Genomic DNA, 19,351 nt, shown 5'->3' on the forward strand with positions numbered 1-19,351 from the left:
CGCTGACCTGCAGATTTACTGCCCCGGACCGATCCGTTGAGTCAGTGTGCCGTGCTAACCTCGAGGAAGCGAAAGGGGTCACATTCACATGGGCTTCACTGTCGGCGAGACCGTCGTCTATCCGCATCATGGTGCCGCGCTGATCGAGGCGATCGAGCAGCGGACCATCAAGGGCGTCGAGAAGGCCTATCTCGTGCTGAAGGTCGCCCAGGGCGACCTGACCGTGCGCGTGCCGGCCGACAACGCAGAGATCGTCGGCGTCCGCGACGTCGTCGGCCAGGAGGGCCTGGACAAGGTCTTCGAGGTGCTGCGCGCGCCGCACACCGAGGAGCCGACCAACTGGTCGCGGCGCTACAAGGCCAACCTCGAGAAGCTGGCCTCGGGCGACGTGAACAAGGTCGCCGAGGTCGTCCGCGACCTCTGGCGTCGTGACAAGGACCGCGGGCTGTCCGCCGGCGAGAAGCGCATGCTCTCCAAGGCCCGGCAGATCCTGGTCAGCGAGCTGGCGCTCGCGGAGGGCACCAACGAGGACAAGGCCGAGGTCCTCCTCGACGAGGTCCTCGCCAGCTGAGCACGCCTCCCGGCGCACTCGTAGCACCACGCACCCACCGAACCGCTCCCGTGCACGCTGCAGCGATCGTCGCAGCGGCTGGGAGCGGTTCGCGTCTGGGGGCCGACCGGCCCAAGGCCCTCGTACTCCTGGCCGGGCGGCCACTCGTCGCCTGGGCCGTCGAGGGGCTGCTCGTCGGCGGGGTCGCCGACGTGGTCGTCACGGTGCCCGCCATCGAGCGGGCCGCCTTCGCCGCCGTCCTCCCATCGACGGTCCGCATCGTCGACGGGGGGGACACCCGGACGGCGTCGGTGCGTGCCGGACTGGCCGCCCTTCCCCGCGAGGCCGACGTGGTCCTGGTGCACGACGCGGCCCGTCCGCTCACCCCGCCCGACGTGGTCGCGCGGGTGCTCGGTGCGCTGACCGCCGGCGCGCAGGCGGTCGTCCCGGTGCTGCCGGTGGTCGACACGACCATCCTGGTCGCGGACGACGGCACGATCGCCGAGGCGGTGCCCCGCGCTCCGCTGCGGCGGGTGCAGACGCCGCAGGGATTCGACCGCGGCACGCTCGCGGCGGCCTACGCGGCGCTGCCGGTCGGCACCGAGCTCACCGACGACGCCGCCGTCGTCCGGGCCGCGGGCGTCCCGGTGGTCACCGTCCCCGGCGACGAGCGGTCGGCGAAGGTCACGGTGCCGCACGACCTGACGCTGGCCGAGCTCGCGGTCACCCTCGACGGATCGTCTGGCACGGTGGCCCGATGACCTCCCCCGAGCTGCCGCGGGTCGGCGTCGGCACCGACGTCCACCCGGTCGAGCCGGGCCGGCCGTGCTGGCTGGCCGGCCTGGAGTGGCCCGGCGTCGACGGGTGCGCCGGCCACTCCGATGGCGACATCGTGGCGCACGCGATCACCGACGCCGTCCTCTCCGCGGCGGGTCTCGGCGACATCGGCGGGCTGCTCGGCACCGACGACCCGCGCTGGGCGGGCGCCCGCGGGGCCGACGTCCTGGTGCACGTGCGCGAGGTGCTCGACGCGGCCGGCTGGCGGGTGGGCAACGTGTCGGCGCAGCTCATCGCCACGACCCCCAAGCTCGGGCCGCGTCGGGGCGAGGCCGAGGCGGCCCTCTCCGCGGCGCTGGGAGCCCCGGTCAGCGTGACCGCCACCACCACGGACGGTCTCGGGCTGACCGGCCGGGGCGAGGGCCGGGCCGCCGTGGCCACCGCACTGGTGGTCCGGACGGGGGAGAGCGGCACCGAGGCGGTACGAGAGGGTCCTGGCGCTCCGTAGACTCCCCCCAGTGAGCCTCCGCCTGTACGACACGGCTGCCCGCGCGGTCCGCGACTTCACGCCCCTGCGTGCCGGTCAGGCGTCCGTCTACGTCTGCGGTCTCACCGTGCAGGGCCGGCCGCACGTGGGGCACATCCGCGCCGCCGTCTCCTTCGACGTGCTGCGCCGCTGGCTGACCGCGGGCGGGCTCGACGTCACCTACGTCCGGAACGTCACAGACATCGACGACAAGATCATGGCCAAGGCCGCCGAGCACGGTGTGCCGTGGTGGGCCTGGGCGTACGAGAACGAGCGGGCCTGCACGCGCGCCTACGACGTCCTCGGTGTGCTGCCGCCCACCTACGAGCCGCGGGCCACCGGGCACGTCCCGGAGATGGTCACGCTCATGGAGCGGCTGATGGAACGCGGTCACGCCTACGCGGTCGACGGCGACGTGTACTTCGACGTGCGTTCTTTTCCGGAGTACGGGGCCCTCACCGGCCAGCGGCTGGAGAACCTCGAGCCGGCCGCCGACACCGACACCGACGAGCGCAAGCGCGACCCCCGCGACTTCGCCCTCTGGAAGGGCACCAAGCCGGGCGAGCCGGACACCGCCTCCTGGCCGACCCCGTGGGGACGCGGCCGCCCCGGCTGGCACCTGGAGTGCTCGGCCATGGCCGGGCGCTACCTCGGCGAGGCGTTCGACATCCACGGCGGCGGCCTGGACCTGCGCTTCCCGCACCACGAGAACGAGCAGGCCCAGTCCCGCGCGGCGGGTGAGGACTTCGCCCAGTACTGGATGCACAACGGCTGGGTCACCCTCGGCGGCGAGAAGATGAGCAAGTCGCTGGGCAACACCGCGCTGGTCGACGAGGTCGTGCAGCGGGTGCGCCCGATCGAGCTCCGCTACTACCTGGTCGCGCCGCACTACCGGTCGACGATCGAGTTCACCGACGCGGCGCTGGAGGAGGCCGGGCAGGCCTTCCGCCGGATCGAGTCGTTCGTGAAGCGCGCGGCGGAGCGGGTCGGTGCGGACGCCGGGTCGCCGGTGCTCTGCGCCGACTTCACCAACGCGCTGGACGACGACCTCGGCACCCCGGCGGCGGTCGCCGCGATCCACGACACGGTCCGCGCGGGCAACAGCGCGCTGGCTGACGGCGACGACGCCGCGGTCGCCGGCACCCTCGGGTCGGTGCGGGCCATGCTCGGCGTCCTGGGCCTGGACCCGCTCGACCCGCAGTGGGCCACCGCCGGCGCCGACGAGCGGCTGGCCCGCGCGACCGACGGGTTGGTGGCGCTCGCCCTGGAGCAGCGCCAGGCGGCCCGGGCGCGCAAGGACTACGCGACGGCGGACGCGATCCGCGACCAGCTCGCCGCCCTCGGCCTCTCGGTCGAGGACACCCCGCAAGGACCCCGATGGGAGCTGACCCACTGATGGCCGGCAACAGCCAGCGCCGCGGCCGCAGCGACGGAGCGGGCAAGAAGCGCGCCACCGCCGGCACCGGCGGCAAGAACCGCCGTTCCCTCGCCGGCCGGGGCGCGACCCCGCCGGCCGAGGCGCGCCCCGGGCACCCCGCGCAGCGACGCGCCCTGGCCGAGCAGCGGCAGCGGGCCGACCGCGCCCGCGCCCGCCAGCGCAACGAGGAGCAGCCGGAGCTGCTGCTCGGCCGGAACCCGGTCGTGGAGGCCCTGCGCGCGCGGATCCCGGCGACGGCGCTGTACGTCGTCACCGGTGACACCACGCGCGCCGGCGCCGACGAGCGCATCACCGAGGCGCTCGGCCTGGCCGCCGACCGCGGGCTGCCGCTGCTCGAGGTCGGGAAGTCCGAGTTCGACCGGATGTCCCAGGGGGCGCTGCACCAGGGCATCGGCCTGCAGGTGCCGCCCTACGACTACGCGCACCCGGAGGACTTCCTCGAGACCGCGCGGAACTCGGGCCGGGCCCCGCTGATCGTCGCCATGGACGGCGTCACCGACCCGCGCAACCTGGGCGCCGTCGTGCGCTCGGCGGCGGCGTTCGACGCGCACGGCGTCGTCGTCCCGCAGCGGCGGGCCGTCGGCATGACGGCGTCGGCCTGGCGGACCAGCGCCGGGGCCGCCGCCCGGCTGCGTGTGGCCCGCGCGGTGAACCTGCCGCGCGCGCTCACCGCCTACCAGGACGCCGGGCTGCAGACGGTGGGCCTGGCCGGGGACGGCGACGTCGACCTGCACGAGTACGACGGCTTCGCCGACCCCGTGGCGCTGGTCGTGGGCGCCGAGGGCACCGGCCTGTCGCGGCTGGTCCGGGAGAAGTGCGACGTCGTCGTCCGGATCCCCATCGGCCGGGACACGGAGTCGCTCAACGTCAGCGTCGCGGCCGGCATCGCGCTGTACCAGGCGGCGGCCGCCCGCCGCTGAGCGCGGGCCACGTGCCTCGCCCGGGGGCGCGCGGGCCACGTGCCTCGCCCGGGGGCGTACCGGACGTCCCGTGCCGCGACCCCTGGCGCGCGGGGAGGTCCTCTGCCACAGTCGGCTTCCGCGTCGAGGACGGACGCGTCCGCGGCGGTGATGGAGGCTCCCGGGAGGCCGGCGTGCAGATCAGCCAACTGCTCCGCACCAAGGGACGCGCGGTCGCGACCATCGACGGTTCCGACAGCGTCCGGTCGGCACTCGCGCTGCTGGCGGAGAAGGGGATCGGCGCGCTGGTCGTGTCCTCCGACGGTCGCCGTATCGACGGCATCGTCTCCGAGCGGGACGTGGCCCGCGGGTTGCACGACCGCGGGGCCGGGCTCCTCGCCGATCCGGTCTCCAGCGTGATGACGACCCAGGTGCACGTCTGCCCGCCCGAAGCCAGCGTGGACAGCCTCGCGCGGACGATGACCGACCACCGTGTGCGGCACGTCCCCGTCGTCGCCGAGGGCGTGCTGGTGGGCATCGTCTCGATCGGCGACGTCGTCAAGGCGCGGCTGGACGAGCTGGAGGAGGAGCGGCGGCAGCTCGTCGACTACATCCAGAGCTGACCGTCTGCCCTCGCAGGCTCAGCCCAGCAGCTGGGCGACGGTGTAGATCACCAGGCCGGCGAGCCCGCCGACGACGGTGCCGTTGACCCGGATCCACTGCAGGTCGCGGCCGACCTGCAGCTCGATCCGCCGGCTGGTCTCCTCGGTGTCCCAGCGGGCCACGGTGCTGCTCACCAGGTCGGCGGCGTCGGCGGCGAACCGCTCGACGGCGTAGCCGGCCGCGCGCCGGCTGTGCCGCTGCACCAGCTCCCGCACGGTCGGGTCGGTCCTGAGCAGGCGGGCGCCGTCGAGGACCAGCGCGGTGACCCGGGCCCGCAGGGGCGACGTCGGATCGGCGGCCGCCGTCAGCACGGCCTTCTTCGCGGTGGTCCACAGCGACCCCGACCAGTCGCGCACCGCCGGGTGCTCCAGCAGCTCCTTCTTGAACTCCTCGACCCGGGCGGCGGCGGCGGGATCGGTGCGCAGTGCGTGCACGTACTCGCGCAGCCGGACGTCGTAGGCGCGGCGCAGCTCGTGGCGCGGGTCCGCGCCGACCTCCTCCAGGAAGCTGTGCACCCCGGCGAACGCGCGGTCGAACACGCGGTCGTCCACCCAGTCGGGGACCCAGGCCGGGGAGGCGTCGCCGAGCTGGGCGCGGAAGACCAGCCGGTTCTCCTCGAGGAAGCGGGCCATCAGCCGCAGCGCCGCGGACAGCACCTCCTGGTGCCGGTCGCCGTCCACGACGAGCTCCAGCACCCGGGCGACGGCCGGGGCGGCGGGCGTCTCGTGCAGCTTGCGGTCGACGAGTGCGGCGACGGCGGGCTGCACGTCGTCGTCCTTGAGCAGGTCGGTGACGGCGGTGAGGACGGCGGCGGCGTCCCCACCCAGGCGCTCGGCCCGGCCGGGGGACTCGAGGAAGGCACCCAGGCGGCCCGGGACGTCGATGGTGGCCAGCTTCTCCTCGACGACGGCGCGGGTCAGGAAGTTCTCCTGCACGAAGGTGCCGAGGCTCTCGCCGATCTGGTCCTTCTTGCGCGGGATGATCGCGGTGTGCGGGATCGGCAGCCGCAGCGGGTGCCGGAAGAGCGCGGTGACGGCGAACCAGTCGGCCAGCGCCCCGACCATCGAGGCCTCCGCGGTGGCCCGCACGTACCCCACCCAGGCGCCGGCGTCCTCGCCCAGCAGCACGCAGGCGAGGAAGACGGCGGCGGCGAGCCCGAACAGGCCGGTCGCCAGCCGCTTCATGCGGGCGAGGTCGCGGGCCCGGGCCGGGTCGTCGAGCGAGCCGGCCAAGGGGACGGTCAGTCGGGGAGCGGCCACCCGGCCCAGCCTAGGGATCGGGCGCGGGTGGTCGCTCCCGCGCCTCAGCTGGTCTCGCCGAGGGTGACCTCGACGGTCCGGGTGTCCGAGCCGCGCCGGACGGAGAGGTCCACGGTCTCGCCCGGGGCCTCGCTCCGGACCGCGGCGGTCAGCTCGGTGGAGGTGGTCACGGGGCGGTCGCCGACGGCGGTGACGACGTCGCCCACCTGCAGGCCGGCCTGCTCGGCGGCGCTGCCGGGCTCGACGGTCTCGATCCGGGCGCCGGTGCCCACCTCGCTGTTCTCGTCGTCGGCCGCGGTGCGGGCGCTCACCCCGAGGAAGGCGCGGGTGGCGCTGCCGGTCTCGATGATCTGCTGGGCCACGCGCTGGGCGGTGTTGCCGGGGATGGCGAAGCCCACGCCGATGTTGCCGCTCTGCGACTGCCCGCCGGGCATGCCGGAGGCGACCGTGGCGATCGCGGTGTTGATGCCGATCACCTCGCCGGCGGCGTCGACCAGCGCGCCACCGGAGTTGCCCGGGTTGATGGCGGCGTCGGTCTGGATGGCGTCGAGCACGGTCGCGTCGTCCTGCGTGGAACCGGTGGCGACGGCCCGCCCGGTGGCGCTGATGATGCCGTCGGTGACGGTGTTGGACAGGCCGAGCGGGGCGCCGATGGCCACGGCGACGTCGCCGATCTGCAGCGCGTCGGAGTCGGCGAACGTGGCCGCCGTCAGGTCGTCGGCCCCGTCCAGCCGGAGCACCGCCAGGTCGAACGCGGGGTCGGTGCCGACCACCTCGGCGTCGTAGAGGGTGCCGTCGGCCGTGCGCACCTGCACCGAGCCGTTCGGGCCGCCCCCGGCGACGACGTGGTTGTTGGTCAGCACGTAGCCGTCGGCGGTGAGCACGACGCCCGAACCGCTGCCTGCGCCCGAGCCGCTGGCGACGTAGACGGTGACGACGCTCGGCGCGGCCTTGGCGGCGGCGGCTGTGGCGGTGGTGGCGCGCTCGGGGTTCTCGATGGTCACGCTCTGCGTGCCCGACGACGTGACCGAGGAGGACCCCTGGTCGTCCAGCAGCGTCGCGACGCCGGCGCCGGCGCCACCGCCGATCAGGGCGCCGGCGACGAGCCCGGCCAGGCCGATGCGCAGCCGGCCGCCGCGGGGGGCGGAGCGGCGCTCCGGGTTCTCGGCCGGGGGCGTCGGCAGGCCGCCGTAGCCGGGGTAGGGCTGCTGGGCCATCGGGTGCGGGGTGGTCGGGTGCGGGGTGGTCGGGTGCGGGGTGGTCGGGTGGGGCGTGGTCGGGTGCGGCGCCGTGGGCTGGTGCTGGGGCGTCGCGTGCGGGGGCTGCCAGCCGAAGTGCTGACCTGCTCCGGGGTGCTGGGGCTCGCTCACGGGTCCGATCCTCTCCTGGCGCTGCCGTCCGGCCGTGCCGTCGACACCCACTGTGCGCCGCCGGGCTGCTTCGTCGCTGGGGGCGGGCTGTGAGGTTCCTGGACGCACCGGTCAGCGGGGCACGGGCAGCAGCCGGCCTCGGGCCACCAGCTCCGTGACGGCCCAGACCGCCAGGACCTCGGCGGCGAGGAGGCCGATCAGCACGAGCAGCTGTGCCGCGCCGGCCTCCAGGGGGCTGCCGCCACCGAGCAGCACGCCGACGAATGCGCCCGGGAGCGTGACCAGACCGACCGTGCGCGTCTGGTCCAGCGGTGGGACGAGCGCCGTGCCGGCGACCGGCCGGGCGACGAGCAGGACGGCGTCCCGGCGCAGGAGGCCGAGGGCGAGGGCCGCCTCCACCTCGCCGTGGCGCTGGTCGAGCTCCTCGCGCAGCCGCCGGCCGGCCAGCGAGGTGGCGGTCATGGCCCCGCCGATGAGGATGCCGGCGACCGGGATGACGGCCGCGCCGCGCAGCGGCACCGTGCCGCTGGCCAGGACCAGCGCCACCACCGGGGCGGCGCCGCCGACCACGGGCAGGGCGACGGCGAGCAGCCTGCGGGCGGAGCCGGGCGAGCGTAGGGGGCGATCGGTGACGCGGCCGGTCGCGGTGACCGTCGCGACGCTGATCATCAGCAGGACGAAGGCCGCCGACAGCCAGAGCGACTCGATGACGACGAGCAGCAGCGCCGAGACGACGGCGAGCTGCACGGTGGCCCGCGCGGCGGCCACCAGCACCGGGCGGTCCTCGCCGAGCCCGGACAGCCGGCCGGCCACCACGGCCACGGCGGTCAGGACCACCAGGACGACGGCGAGCCGGACGTCGACGTCGACCACGGAGGAGCCCACGGCGGGGAATCCTGCCCGGGGGCCCGGCGCGGACGGGAAGCGGGTGACCGGTTCGTGGCGCGGTGTGCATGAGCGGCCGATCCCGGGTAGTGGCAGGGCCGGCGGCCCCGGGGCCGCCGTTCGCTTCGTCCGCCGTGGAGGCTGCTCGTGCCCGTCCGTGGTCCCTTCGCCCGGTTCCTGGCCGGGGTCGCCCTGGTCCTCCTCGCTGCCGTCGCGGTCATCGGGGGCGTCGCGCTGCGCGGGCCGGGGCTGGTCGCCGTCCTCGTGTCCGGCGCCATGGCCGGCTGCATCGCCGCCGGCGTCGCCCGCGAGACGCCGGCGCCGCGCCGTCGTTCGATCACCGAGTCCGCGCTGCACACGGCGGCGGTGACCGTGGCGGTGCTCCTGGTGCTCAGCGGGGCCGCGCTGCTCCTCGGCGGCGGGTTCGCGGTGCTGCTGGTGGGCATGGCCGGCGCCGGCTGGGCCGTCACCCGCTGGCTGCGCAGGCGTCAGGTGGAAGCAGGGCGCCCTGCGCGGGTGCAGGACTTCGGGCACCCGGTCGTTCTCGGGATGCCGGTCGCGGCCGGTCTGCCGACGTCCGAGCTGGCCGACGAGTGGGTGCGTACGGGGGTCGCCCTGCGCGGGTCGCTCGAGCCGGCGACGCGGCAGGGGCTCGTCGTCCGGCGGAGCCAGCTGCTCGACGAACTGGAGCGCCGCGACCCCGACGGCTTCGCCCGGTGGCTCGCCGCCGGACCGTTGGACAGCGCCGACCCGACGGGCTTCGTCCGCGGGGGACCGCGGCGGTCGGGCCCGAGCTCGGAGACCAAAGCGGCCTGAGCGAGGGTCCGGCACTTACGATCGACGCGGCCGGCGGTGCTGGCCGCCGCCGGCGTGGCGCAATTGGTAGCGCACTCGACTTGTAATCGAGCGGTTAGGGGTTCGAGTCCCCTCGTCGGCTCAGTCGAAGCTGCCCGAGCCGTCGCGCCGGTAGGGGGACAGCCGCTCCAGGCGCTCCCGCTCCACCCGTTCGGCCCGCACCCGCGCCGCCGTCCCCGGCTCGTAGCCGGCCTTGACCACCCGGTGCTCGATGGTCTCCACCATGAACGCCAGGGAAAACAGCAGGCCGAGCAGGAACCCGCCGACCGCCGCGGACACGCGGTAGGCCATCGGCACCGGCACCAGCAGGCAGAGCACCACGATCGGCAGCATCTGGACGGCGGCGCGGGCCAGGTGGCGCCACACCCACGTCCGGCGGGTGGTGTCGGCGAGCACCCAGGGCGACAGGTGGCGGGGGAGCCGCCCCCCGAGGGCGTACCAGACCCACTGCAGCGGGTTCGGTCGCTGTCTGCTCACCCCTCGACGGTAAGCCGCACGGGGCCGGGAACGACGCGGCGTACGGTTCTCGGGTGGACGAGCGTCGCCTGGGGGTGGTCTCCGGGCTGGGCGCCTACGCCCTGTGGGGCCTCTTCCCGCTGTACTTCCCGCTGCTCGAGCCGGCCGGCGGGGTGGAGATCGTCGCCCACCGGGTGCTCTGGTCGCTGCTGTTCGTCGGCCTCCTGCTGAGCGCGCTGCGCCGGTGGGGGCACGTGCGGGCCGCGGTCCGCGACCGGCGGACCCTCCTGGTGCTATCCGGAGCGGCGGTGCTCATCGCGGGGAACTGGCTGATCTTCGTGTTCGGCGTGAACTCCGGCCAGGTCGTGGAGACGTCGCTGGGCTACTTCATCAACCCGCTGGTGAGCGTGGTGCTCGGCGTCGTCGTCTTCTCCGAGCGGCTGCGCCCCCTGCAGTGGACCGCCGTCGGGATCGCCGCCGTGGCGGTCGCGGTCCTGACGGTGGACTACGGGCGGCCGCCCTGGATCGCGCTGAGCCTGGCCCTGACCTTCGGCCTGTACGGGCTCATGAAGAAGCTCGTGTCGGTGGAGGCCGCCCCGGGCCTGTTCCTGGAGACGGCGCTCGTCGCGGGTCCCGCCGTCGTCGTCCTGTCGCTGCTGCACGCCGACGGAGCCGGCACGTTCACCGGTGAGGGCGCCGGGCACGCCCTGCTGCTCGTCAGCTCCGGGGTGGCGACGGCGATACCGCTGCTGCTGTTCGCGGCGGCGGCCCGGCGGATCCCGCTCTCGACGGTCGGCCTGCTGCAGTACCTCACGCCGCTGATGCAGCTGGCCATCGGCGTCTTCGTCTACGGCGAGCCCATGCCGCCCGCCCGGCTGGTCGGTTTCGTGATCGTCTGGGTCGCGCTGGCGGTGTTCACCGCGGACATGCTGCGACACGCCCGGGCGGGGGCCCGGCGGACGTCACGCGAGGTCGTTCCGCTCGTCCCCTGACCTGCTCGGAACCCCGGCGCGGCGGGAGAGCGAAAACGTCGGTGGCCCCGTCTACGGTCGGTCCCGAGCCTCCCGGGTTGCCCGGGAGACGGGACGGCCCAGGAGATGAACGAGCGATGACCAGCGACCCAGCCCCCGTGGTCTCCCCGCCCCGGGCGAACGGGTCAGGGGAGGCATCCACGCAGGTCGGCGCGGGAGTTCTGTCCCGGCGCGAGCACGAGATGCTCGGGTTCGAGCGGCAGTGGTGGCGGCGGGCCGGAGCCAAGGAGACGGCGATCCGCGACCTCTTCGATACGACGCCCACCCGTTACTACCAGGCGCTCAACGCCCTGGTCGACCGCCCCGAGGCGCTGGCCGCCGATCCGCTGCTCGTGCAGCGCCTCCGCAGGCTGCGGACGGCGCGGCAACGAACGCGTTCGTCTCAAATCCTGGGCAGATCGAATGACATCGATTAGATTCGCTCACCGTGGGCAGGCACGCCGCGTCAGGCAGTGACGGACTGAACCAGGGGAACGCTCCTGCAGCCGCTGGACGGCGCAGGACCGATGCCCCCGATGGCTCGTGGCCGGGGGCGGCCCGTGGCCTGGGTGATCACCCGACGGCACCGGGGCGGGAACGCTCGGAGCGCCGCGAGGCCCGGCTCGACGCACCGCCCGCCGACGCTGGGCGGCCGAAGTCGCGTTCACGGCTGCCGCTGCCCCCGGTCCCCGTCGGTGGCCGTGCGGTCGTCGCCCCCGCGCCGCGGCCCGCCGGCCCCGTGCGCGGCGCCTCGGTGGCGGAGCCCCGTCTCGACCGGTCGGTGCCCGTGCGTGCGGCCGCCCCCGGCCGCGGTGCCGACGTGCTGGCCCCGGTGTCCAACGGGGAGGCGCTGTTCGCCGCGCCCGTGCACACCGCCGCCAAGACCGCTTCCCCGAGCTTCGCGCCGTCGCGCACCTGGGTCGAGGACGAGCCGCTCGTCTCCACCGGCCGCAACCTCACCCGCGCGCCCCGTCCGGCTCCCCGCGTGCCCCGGGTGCCGCGCCAGACCACCCCCGCGGGCGCCCCGTCCATCTCCTACGGGGACTGGACCAAGCCGTCCCGGGCCGACGAGGGTTCGCGTCCCGCCTTCGACCTGGGCACCGACCTGGACCTCCCGCAGGCGCTGATCCCGCCCGCCACGACGGCCATCCCCGAGCGCGGCACCGCGGCCCGCCGCGAGTCCGACCGCCTCGACGACGGGTACGACGACTACGACCAGGTCGACGCGTTCGAGATCGACGAGGACCACGCCGCTGACGACGACCTCGCCGTCGACGCGGAGGCCGAGGCCGGATCGGGCCAGCGCGGTCGCGCCGCCTACCGCGCCCAGCGCCAGGCCGCCGACGCCGCGCGCCGCAAGGCGGCCAAGCGCAACGGCACCCCTGACGTCCTGTTCGAGGACGAGGAGGAGCGCAAGCCCCGTCTCGTCCTCAAGGGGCTCGTCGCCATGGTCGTGGTCGCGCTCGCCGTCCTCGGCGTCTACACCGTGACCAAGCCCCAGCCCACGCAGCCCGTGGCGGCGACCGCGCCGGAGACCACCGCCCCGGTCGTCGCGCCGCCCACCGCCGAGCTGCCGCCGCTGGCCAACGAGCCGATCTCCCTCGAGCCCGAGGTGGCCTCCGACGTGCGTGCGCCGGTCACCGTGCTCAACGCCACCACCGTCAACGGCCTGGCCGGCAAGATCTCCTCCGTCGTCGTCGCCGGCGGCTGGGAGTCGCCCGGCACCGGCGCCTACCCCGGCAGCGACATCCCGACCACCACGGTCTTCTTCACCGAGGGCGACGAGCAGCAGCGGCAGGCCGCCGAGCAGCTGGTCGCGCAGTTCCCGGAGCTGGCCGGCCCCGCGCCCCGGTTCTTCGAGGTCAGCGGCACCCCCGCGCCCGGCCTGGTCATCGTCGCCACGGGCAACTGGCAGCCCTGATCCAGCCGTCCGGGGCCTCGCGGAACACTCGCGGGGTCCCGGCCGTTGGGCGCTGCGTGCGCTCCCTCCGTAGGCCCGCGCGAGCGGGCGGGCGCGCCACGCTCGCGGCGCTGCTCGCCGCCGTCGTCTCCTCGGCCGCCCTGGTCCTCGCGCCCCCGGCAGCGGCCGCCGACATCCGGACCGAGGACGCCCGCGTCCCCTCCGGTAGCGGCCGGGACGCGGCCGAGATCGACACCACCCTCTACCTGCCCGACAGCGACGAGCCGGCCCCGGCCGTGGTGCTGGCGCACGGCTTCGGGGGGAGCAAGCGGTCGGTCGCCGACGACGCCGTGGACCTGGCGGAGCGCGGCTACGTCGTCCTCACCTTCTCGGCTCGCGGGTTCGGCGAGAGCACCGGCCAGATCGGCCTCAACGATCCGCGCTTCGAGGTCGAGGACCTCTCCACGCTGCTCGACCTGCTGGCCGAGCGCGACGAGGTGCAGCTGGACGGGGACGGCGACCCGCGCGTCGGCGTGGCCGGCGGCTCCTACGGCGGAGCGCTGGCCCTCCTCGGCGCCGCCTACGACGACCGGGTCGACGCGATCGTCCCGCAGATCACCTGGAACTCCCTGACCACCGCGCTCTTCCCCTCGCACACCGGCGACGTCGACGCCGACACCGTCGCCGCCACCCCGCAGACGCAGGGGGCCGGCGTCTACAAGCGGCTGTGGGCCGGCCTCTTCTTCGGCATCGGCTCCTCCGGCGGGCTGCTCGACGGCTTCGGCGGCGGCACCGGTGGCGACGGGGACGGGGACGAGGGCGGCCCGACCGTCGACGACGGCACCGCAGCGGCCCCCGGCGCCTCGCAGCGCCGGCCGGGCGCGGTCCCGGCCGAGCTGCTCGAGCGAGCCGCGCAGGACCCGCAGGCCGTGGAGCAGCTGCTCACCTGTGGTCGCTTCCGCGCCGAGATCTGCGCGGCGTACCAGACCGCCGCGGAATCCGGGACGCTGACGCCCGAGGTGGCCGCGGTCCTCGATCGCAGCAGCCCGGCCGGCGTGCTCGACCGCATCGAGGCGCCGACCCTGCTGATCCAGGGCACCCAGGACTCGCTCTTCGGGCTGGGGCAGGCCGACGCGAACGCGCGGGGGATCGCCGCGGACGGCACCCCGGTCAAGGTCGTGTGGTTCGGCGGCGGGCACGACGCGTCGTCGTCGGAGAGCCAGACCCAGGCCCTGCGCGAGCAGGTGGCCGGCTGGTTCGACTGGCACCTGCGCGAGCAGGGCGAGGACCCGGGGACCGGCTTCGAGTACCCCGCGCCCACCGGCCTGGGCAGCACCCTCGGGCGGGTCCAGGGCGGCAACCGGACCATCGTCGCCGAGCAGTACCCCGGCCTCGGCGGCGACGAGCCCACCGCCCGCCGCGACGTGCGGGTCAGCGGGCCGCTGCAACCCGTCGTGACCCCCGCCGGTGGCACCCCGGCCTCGCTCACCACCGTGCCCGGCCTCGGCGCGCTCACCGCCGCCCTCGGCGGCATGACGCTGGAGATCCCCGGCCAGTACGCCGCCTTCGACAGCACCCCGCTGGAGCAGCCGGTGGAGGTCGTCGGTGCCGCGACGGTCGACCTGCTCGTGGCCGCGCCCGAGGGCGAGGCGACGCTGTTCGCCAAGCTCTACGACGTCGGCCCCGACGGCAGCATGACCCTGCCCGGCGGCCTGGTCGCCCCGCTGGCCCTGACCGGCATCTCGGCCGACCCGACGAGCCCGACGCAGGTGAGCGTCACGCTGCCCGGGATCGTGCACCGGTTCGAGACCGGCCACACGATGCGGGTGGTCGTCTCCTCCACCGACCAGGCGTTCGCCCTGCCGGCCGAGGCCGGCGTCTACTCCGTCGCGCTCGCCGACGGCGACGCCGCGGTGCTCGCGGTGCCCCAGGTCGGTGGGGAGGCCGAGAACGCCGCCGGCTCCTCGCGCTGGTGGGTCCTGCTCGGCGTCCTCGCCGCGCTGGGGCTCCTGGGCTGGCTGGCCGCTCGCTGGTGGGGCGCTCGCCGGCGCCGCCAGGTGTCGCACGTCCAGCCCGACGGCGAGGACGTCCCGCTGCGCTTCGAGGGCGTGACCAAGGCCTACAAGGACGGCTTCGTCGCGGTGAAGGACCTGTCGTTCGAGGTGCGCCGGGGTCAGGTGCTCGGGCTGCTCGGCCCCAACGGCGCGGGCAAGACGACGTCGCTGCGCATGCTCATGGGTTTGATCAAGCCGACCGAGGGGCGGATCAGCATCTTCGGTCACGCCGCCGGCCCGGGGGCTCCGGTCCTGTCGCGGCTGGGCTCCTTCGTCGAGGGCACCGGGCTGCAGCCGCACCTGTCCGGCCGGGACAACCTGACGCTGTACTGGGCCGCCACGGGCCGTCCGCCTGAGGACGCGCACATGGAGGAGGCGATCGCGGTGGCCGGGCTCGGCGCGGCGATCGACCGGCCGGTCCGCCGCTACAGCCAGGGCATGCGCCAGCGGGTGGCCATCGCCCAGGCGATGCTGGGCCTGCCGGACCTGCTGGTGCTCGACGAGCCGACCAACGGGTTGGACCCGCCGCAGATCCACGCCATGCGCGAGGTGCTGCGCGACTACGCCGCCACCGGCCGGACGGTCATCGTCTCCAGCCACCTGCTCAGCGAGATCGAGCAGACCTGCAGCCACGTCGTCGTCATGGCCAGGGGGCAGAAGATCGTGCAGGGCACGGTGGATGAGATCGTCGGCACCGGCGGGTCGGTGCTGGTCGGTCTCACCGACGACGCCGACACCGACCGCGCCATCGCCGTCCTCGGGGCCGTGCCGGGGGTGACCGCCGCCCGCACCGACGAGGGGCTGGTGGCGGAGCTGGACGGCGCCCGCCGGTCCGACGCGCTCCAGGCGCTGGTGTCCTCGGGCGTCGCCGTCGACCAGTTCACGCCACGACGACGGCTCGAGGACGCTTTCCTCGCGCTGGTGGGGGAGTCATGACCGCGACTCGCGAGAACGACGGCCGAGAGAGCATCGCAGGGAGCGCCAGCGACCGAGGAGCGGATCGAGGCCGGAGTCGAGCCATGACACAGCACGTGCAACCGACCGGTGCGGTCGCCGGTTACCGGCCCGAGCGCACCCTGCGGCTCTCGGTCGAGCTGCGCCGCCAGTTCAAGCGGCGCCGCACCCTCGGCGTGTACGCGCTCATGGTGGCCCTGCCGCTGGTGCTGATCGGGGCGCTGCAGCTGGGCGCCTCGGAGGAGGCGCAGGAGAACAGCCGGATCAACCTGGTCGACGTCGCCACCTCCAGCGGGCTGAACTTCACCCTGTTCGTGCTCTTCGCGACCACCGGCTTCTTCCTGGTCGTGGTCTACGCGCTCTTCTTCGGCGACACCGTCGCCGTCGAGGCGCAGTGGGGCTCGCTGCGGTACGCGCTGGCCACGCCGGTGCCCCGGATGCGGCTGCTCCGCCAGAAGTGGCTGGCCGCGCTGGTGCAGTCGGTCGCCGCGCTGCTCACGCTGGCGACGGTCGCGGTGGTCGCCGGCGGCATCGCGTTCGGCTTCGACGACATCCGGACGCCCATCGGGATCACCCTCGACCAGGGCGACGGCATGCTGCGGCTGGCCGGGATGCTCGGGTACCTGGCCGTCCACCTGCTCGTGGTGGGGGCGCTGGCGTTCTGGTTCTCCACGATCACCGACGCGCCGCTGGCCGCCGTCGGCGGTTCGGTCTTCACCATGGTCGTCTTCGCGATCCTGGACCAGGTGGAGCAGCTCGGGTCGATCCGCGACTGGTTCCCGACCGCGGAGGAGTTCGCCTGGACCGACCTGCTGCAGACGCCGATCGACTCCGGCGACCTGTACCGCGGGGTCATCCAGTCGCTGGTCTACATCGCCATCTTCACCGCGCTGGGCTTCCGCCACTTCGCCCGCCGCGACGTCACGAGCTAGTAGAAGGACCCCGTCTACAGAGACGCCTTGATGGCCTGGGTCCAGCCTTCGCCCATCGCGGCGTCGGTGACGGTCACGTTGGGAACGGCGTCCATGAGGCCGGTCATGCCGTCGACGGCGGCACCGTTGGCGGTGATCCACAGCCGGCCGACGGCGGGCGCCATGTCCAGGTCGCTGACGCTGTCGCCGATGGCGATCGCGTCGTCGGGGGAGAGGCCTCTGCGCTCCAGGTCCCAGGCGATCGCGGCGCCCTTGGAGATGCCGCGCGGCATCAGGTGGTAGACCCGCGGGGGGAGCGGGTCGTCGTCCAGCCCGAACCGGGGCGACCCCGGGATGGCGCCGTTGTCCTTGATGGTCAGCCAGCCCACTCCCTGCTCGGCCAGCCAGGCGTCGACCGACAGCGGGTCGACCCGCCCGCGCAGCAGCGCGTCGGTGTCGTGGGTGGCGTGCCACGGGGCGTGCCACTCCAGCCGGCCGGCGTGCGCGGCGATCAGCTCCTCGACGACGCCGAGCTCGGCCATCACCGCCATCGGCGTCCGGTCGCCGTACCGCTCGGGCAGCTCGCCGCGCAGCCGGTGCGGCGTGATGCCGGCGCCCCAGCCGATCGTGGCGCCCAGCTCGGCGATCGCGCCGTCGGCGGCGAAGATGCGCGCGGCCTCGATGACCTGCTCGTACGTGCGCCCGCTGACCAGTACCAACGCCACCCCGGCCCGGTGCAGATCCAGCAGCGCGCCGGCCGGGCCGTCGGTCAGCTCGCGACCCGCCGTGTGCCAGAAGGAGCCCCGTGGGCCGACCATCGTGCCGTCGAGGTCGGTGTAGACGACGCGCGCTGCCACGTGCCACATCCTGGCCGTCGTCAGCCCGGCGCGCGGCACTGGGTACGATTCGTGGCGTTCACTCATCCAGAGGGGCAGAGGGACACGGCCCGATGAAGCCCCGGCAACCGCCGACTGCGCTCGCGCAGCGGGAGGTGCCAATTCCGTCCCGCGCGGCTCGACGGCCCGACGCGGGGAAGATGAGGAGGTAGTCGTCGTATGACTCTCACCGCTCCCGGTTCCGCCCAGGCCGACTCGTCCGCCGGTGGTCCCGTTCCTCCGTGTCCGGCCCGCGGCCTCGTCTGCCGCAACTGCGGGGCCACGTTCGGTCTCGTCGCCGAGCACGCCTGCGCCGAGTGCTTCGGCCCGCTGGAGGTCGACTACGACCCCGAGCTGATGAAGGCCGTCACCCGCGAGCAGATCGAAGCCGGGCCGCAGAACATCTGGCGCTACGCCGCCCTCCTCCCGGTCGGGCAGGACCCGGCCGGCCGGGTGTCGCTCGACCCGGGCATGACGCCCCTGGTCCGCGCCGACCGGCTCGCCGAGGAGCTCGGGCTCACCGGTGGGCTGTGGGTCAAGGACGACTCGGCCAACCCCACGCACTCGTTCAAGGACCGCGTGGTCAGCCTGGCCGCCACCGCGGCCAAGAAGCTCGGCTACACCAAGATCGCCGCCGCCTCCACGGGCAACCTGGCGAACTCGGTGGCCGCGCACGCCGCCCGCATGGGCCTGCCGTCGTTCGTGTTCGTCCCGTCGGACCTGGAGCCCGGCAAGATCGTGCAGTCGGCGGTCTACGGGCAGACGCTGGTCGCCGTCGACGGCTCCTACGACGACGTCAACCGGCTGACCAGCGAGCTCGCGGAGACCGACGAGTTCGAGGACACCGCCTTCGTCAACCAGAACGTGCGCCCCTACTACGCCGAGGGCTCCAAGACGATGGGCTACGAGATCGCCGAGCAGCTCGGCTGGCGCATCCCGGCCCAGGTCGTCATCCCGATGGCGTCGGGCTCCCTGCTGACCAAGGTGGACAAGGCATTCCGCGAGCTGACCGCCGCCGGGATCGTCGAGGCGACCGAGTGGACGATCTTCGGCGCCCAGTCGGCCGGCTGCGACCCGATCGCCACGGCGTTCGACAACGGCTGGGACGTCGTCAAGCCGGTCAAGCCGTTCGGCATCGCCAAGTCGCTGAGCATCGGCAACCCCGCCGACGGCCCGTACGCCCTGGACGCGATCCGGCGCACCGGTGGCGCGGTGGGCCGGGTCGGTGACGAGGAGATCGTCCAGGGCATCCGCGACCTGGCCCGCACCACCGGCGTCTTCGCCGAGACCGCCGGTGGCGTCACCGTCGCCGTCCTGCGGCAGCTGGTGGGCGACGGCCGGCTGGACCCGGCGAAGGAGACCGTCGTCCTCAACACCGGTGAGGGCCTGAAGACGCTCGACCCGCTGCTGCCCGTCGTCGGGCCCACGCACCGGGTCGACCCGTCGCTCAAGTCGGTCCGGGCGGCGGGCCTGATCGGCTGACACCCGGACCCACCGGACGCCGACGCGTAGCCCGATCCGGGTATCGATCCGGCGAAGTTGTCGCTCCACCAGGTCTTTTCTGTTGTACCTTCTCGCGCGGTTCCAGTTCCATGTTCGTGTCCGAACGGGCGGAAGAGCTAGACCCGGTTCCCCGATCCAGAGGGACCGTCCGTACGCACGAAACGTGGGAGCACACGTGGCACAGGGCACCGTGAAGTGGTTCAACGCCGAGAAGGGCTTCGGCTTCATCGCCGTCGACGGCGGCCAGGACGTCTTCGTCCACTACTCGGCCATCCAGATGGACGGGTACAAGAGCCTGGAAGAGGGCCAGCGGGTCACCTTCGAGGTCGTCCAGGGCGCCAAGGGCCCTCAGGCCGACGGCGTCACCGCGGCCTGACCCCGGCACGTCCCGAGGCCCGGTCCCCGTTCGGGGGCCGGGCCTCGGCGCATGTCGCGGGGTCCGCATGTCACCCCGGAGCGTCGCTTC

19 protein-coding genes, 1 tRNA gene and 1 riboswitch are annotated in these 19,351 nt (G+C 74.4%); of the genes, 15 read left to right on the plus strand and 5 right to left on the minus strand.

The features are described from left to right. The first annotated feature begins 88 nt into the window (after positions 1-88). From C5507_RS00655 to C5507_RS00680, 6 genes are all read left to right on the plus strand, one after another. On the plus strand, positions 89-571 hold the full coding sequence (locus C5507_RS00655; RefSeq protein WP_092195384.1) for a CarD family transcriptional regulator: 483 nt from the start codon (positions 89-91) through the stop codon (positions 569-571). 50 nt (positions 572-621) lie between these two features. After that, entirely contained in the window at positions 622-1,311 is a 690-nt protein-coding gene (gene ispD / locus C5507_RS00660) for a 2-C-methyl-D-erythritol 4-phosphate cytidylyltransferase (protein ID WP_104526601.1), read from the plus strand. Further along, positions 1,308-1,835, plus strand: coding sequence for a 2-C-methyl-D-erythritol 2,4-cyclodiphosphate synthase (gene ispF, locus C5507_RS00665; RefSeq protein WP_104526602.1), 528 nt, complete (start codon positions 1,308-1,310; stop codon positions 1,833-1,835). Before ispD ends, ispF begins: the two co-directional genes overlap by 4 nt. Before the next feature lie 10 nt (positions 1,836-1,845). Continuing rightward, positions 1,846-3,249, plus strand: coding sequence for a cysteine--tRNA ligase (gene cysS / locus C5507_RS00670; protein WP_104526603.1), 1,404 nt, complete (start codon positions 1,846-1,848; stop codon positions 3,247-3,249). Next, the gene (gene rlmB / locus C5507_RS00675) at positions 3,231-4,211 is read left to right on the plus strand and encodes a 23S rRNA (guanosine(2251)-2'-O)-methyltransferase RlmB (RefSeq protein WP_242611316.1); all 981 of its coding nucleotides are present in this window, start codon (positions 3,231-3,233) and stop codon (positions 4,209-4,211) included. Before cysS ends, rlmB begins: the two co-directional genes overlap by 19 nt. Positions 4,212-4,384: 173 nt before the next feature. Next, on the plus strand, positions 4,385-4,813 hold the full coding sequence (locus C5507_RS00680; protein ID WP_104526605.1) for a CBS domain-containing protein: 429 nt from the start codon (positions 4,385-4,387) through the stop codon (positions 4,811-4,813). A gap of 18 nt (positions 4,814-4,831) precedes the next feature. On the opposite strand, the gene C5507_RS00685 is transcribed toward C5507_RS00680, so the two are convergent. The 3 genes from C5507_RS00685 to C5507_RS00695 form a co-directional block, all read right to left on the minus strand. Continuing rightward, on the minus strand, positions 4,832-6,112 hold the full coding sequence (locus C5507_RS00685; RefSeq protein ID WP_104526606.1) for a DUF445 domain-containing protein: 1,281 nt from the start codon (positions 6,110-6,112) through the stop codon (positions 4,832-4,834). Positions 6,113-6,156: 44 nt separating this feature from the next. Then, the gene (locus tag C5507_RS00690; RefSeq protein WP_104526727.1) at positions 6,157-7,482 is read right to left on the minus strand and encodes a S1C family serine protease; all 1,326 of its coding nucleotides are present in this window, start codon (positions 7,480-7,482) and stop codon (positions 6,157-6,159) included. A 111-nt stretch (positions 7,483-7,593) separates the two neighbouring features. After that, on the minus strand, positions 7,594-8,367 hold the full coding sequence (locus C5507_RS00695; protein WP_104526607.1) for an ABC transporter permease: 774 nt from the start codon (positions 8,365-8,367) through the stop codon (positions 7,594-7,596). Positions 8,368-8,514: 147 nt separating this feature from the next. Here C5507_RS00695 and C5507_RS00700 point away from each other — a divergent pair, with 147 nt between their 5' ends. Then, a complete protein-coding gene (locus C5507_RS00700) occupies positions 8,515-9,183 on the plus strand; it encodes a hypothetical protein (protein WP_104526608.1) in 669 nt (222 codons plus the stop codon). A gap of 48 nt (positions 9,184-9,231) precedes the next feature. Continuing rightward, positions 9,232-9,304 (plus strand) — tRNA-Thr (locus C5507_RS00705). Here C5507_RS00705 and C5507_RS00710 read toward each other — a convergent pair. Then, positions 9,304-9,699, minus strand: a complete 396-nt coding sequence (locus C5507_RS00710) for a DUF5313 family protein (RefSeq protein ID WP_104526609.1) — start codon at positions 9,697-9,699, stop codon at positions 9,304-9,306. The two genes, C5507_RS00705 and C5507_RS00710, sit on opposite strands and share 1 nt — an antisense overlap. A gap of 53 nt (positions 9,700-9,752) precedes the next feature. Between C5507_RS00710 and rarD the strand changes: the two genes are divergently transcribed. The 5 genes from rarD to C5507_RS00735 all read left to right on the plus strand — a co-directional run bounded on the left by rarD (position 9,753) and on the right by C5507_RS00735 (position 16,528). After that, positions 9,753-10,670: an EamA family transporter RarD gene (rarD, locus tag C5507_RS00715; protein ID WP_104526610.1), complete on the plus strand. Its 918-nt coding sequence runs from the start codon at positions 9,753-9,755 to the stop codon at positions 10,668-10,670. Positions 10,671-10,786: 116 nt separating this feature from the next. Next, a complete protein-coding gene (locus C5507_RS00720; RefSeq protein ID WP_104526611.1) occupies positions 10,787-11,125 on the plus strand; it encodes a DUF3263 domain-containing protein in 339 nt (112 codons plus the stop codon). 317 nt (positions 11,126-11,442) lie between these two features. Further along, on the plus strand, positions 11,443-12,609 hold the full coding sequence (locus tag C5507_RS00725) for a LytR C-terminal domain-containing protein (RefSeq protein WP_130504320.1): 1,167 nt from the start codon (positions 11,443-11,445) through the stop codon (positions 12,607-12,609). Between the two features lie 56 nt (positions 12,610-12,665). Then, positions 12,666-15,578: an alpha/beta fold hydrolase gene (locus C5507_RS00730; protein WP_104526613.1), complete on the plus strand. Its 2,913-nt coding sequence runs from the start codon at positions 12,666-12,668 to the stop codon at positions 15,576-15,578. Between the two features lie 83 nt (positions 15,579-15,661). Beyond that, a complete protein-coding gene (locus tag C5507_RS00735; protein ID WP_104526614.1) occupies positions 15,662-16,528 on the plus strand; it encodes an ABC transporter permease in 867 nt (288 codons plus the stop codon). Between the two features lie 14 nt (positions 16,529-16,542). On the opposite strand, the gene C5507_RS00740 is transcribed toward C5507_RS00735, so the two are convergent. Further along, positions 16,543-17,364, minus strand: coding sequence for an HAD family hydrolase (locus C5507_RS00740; protein WP_104526728.1), 822 nt, complete (start codon positions 17,362-17,364; stop codon positions 16,543-16,545). A gap of 59 nt (positions 17,365-17,423) precedes the next feature. Beyond that, positions 17,424-17,550: riboswitch (SAM riboswitch) on the plus strand. A 12-nt stretch (positions 17,551-17,562) separates the two neighbouring features. On the opposite strand from C5507_RS00740, the gene thrC reads away from it, so the two are divergent. Together thrC and C5507_RS00750 are read left to right on the plus strand one after the other, a co-directional pair. Further along, positions 17,563-18,864: a threonine synthase gene (thrC, locus tag C5507_RS00745; protein ID WP_104526615.1), complete on the plus strand. Its 1,302-nt coding sequence runs from the start codon at positions 17,563-17,565 to the stop codon at positions 18,862-18,864. Positions 18,865-19,060: 196 nt separating this feature from the next. Then, positions 19,061-19,261 carry a cold-shock protein gene (locus tag C5507_RS00750; RefSeq protein ID WP_104526616.1) on the plus strand — a complete coding sequence of 67 codons (201 nt, stop codon included), beginning with the start codon at positions 19,061-19,063 and terminating at the stop codon, positions 19,259-19,261. The last annotated feature ends 90 nt before the right edge of the window (positions 19,262-19,351 follow it).

Origin of the sequence: Blastococcus saxobsidens, assembly GCF_002938435.1 — a bacterium.
Taxonomy (GTDB): Bacteria; Actinomycetota; Actinomycetes; order Mycobacteriales; family Geodermatophilaceae; genus Blastococcus; species Blastococcus saxobsidens.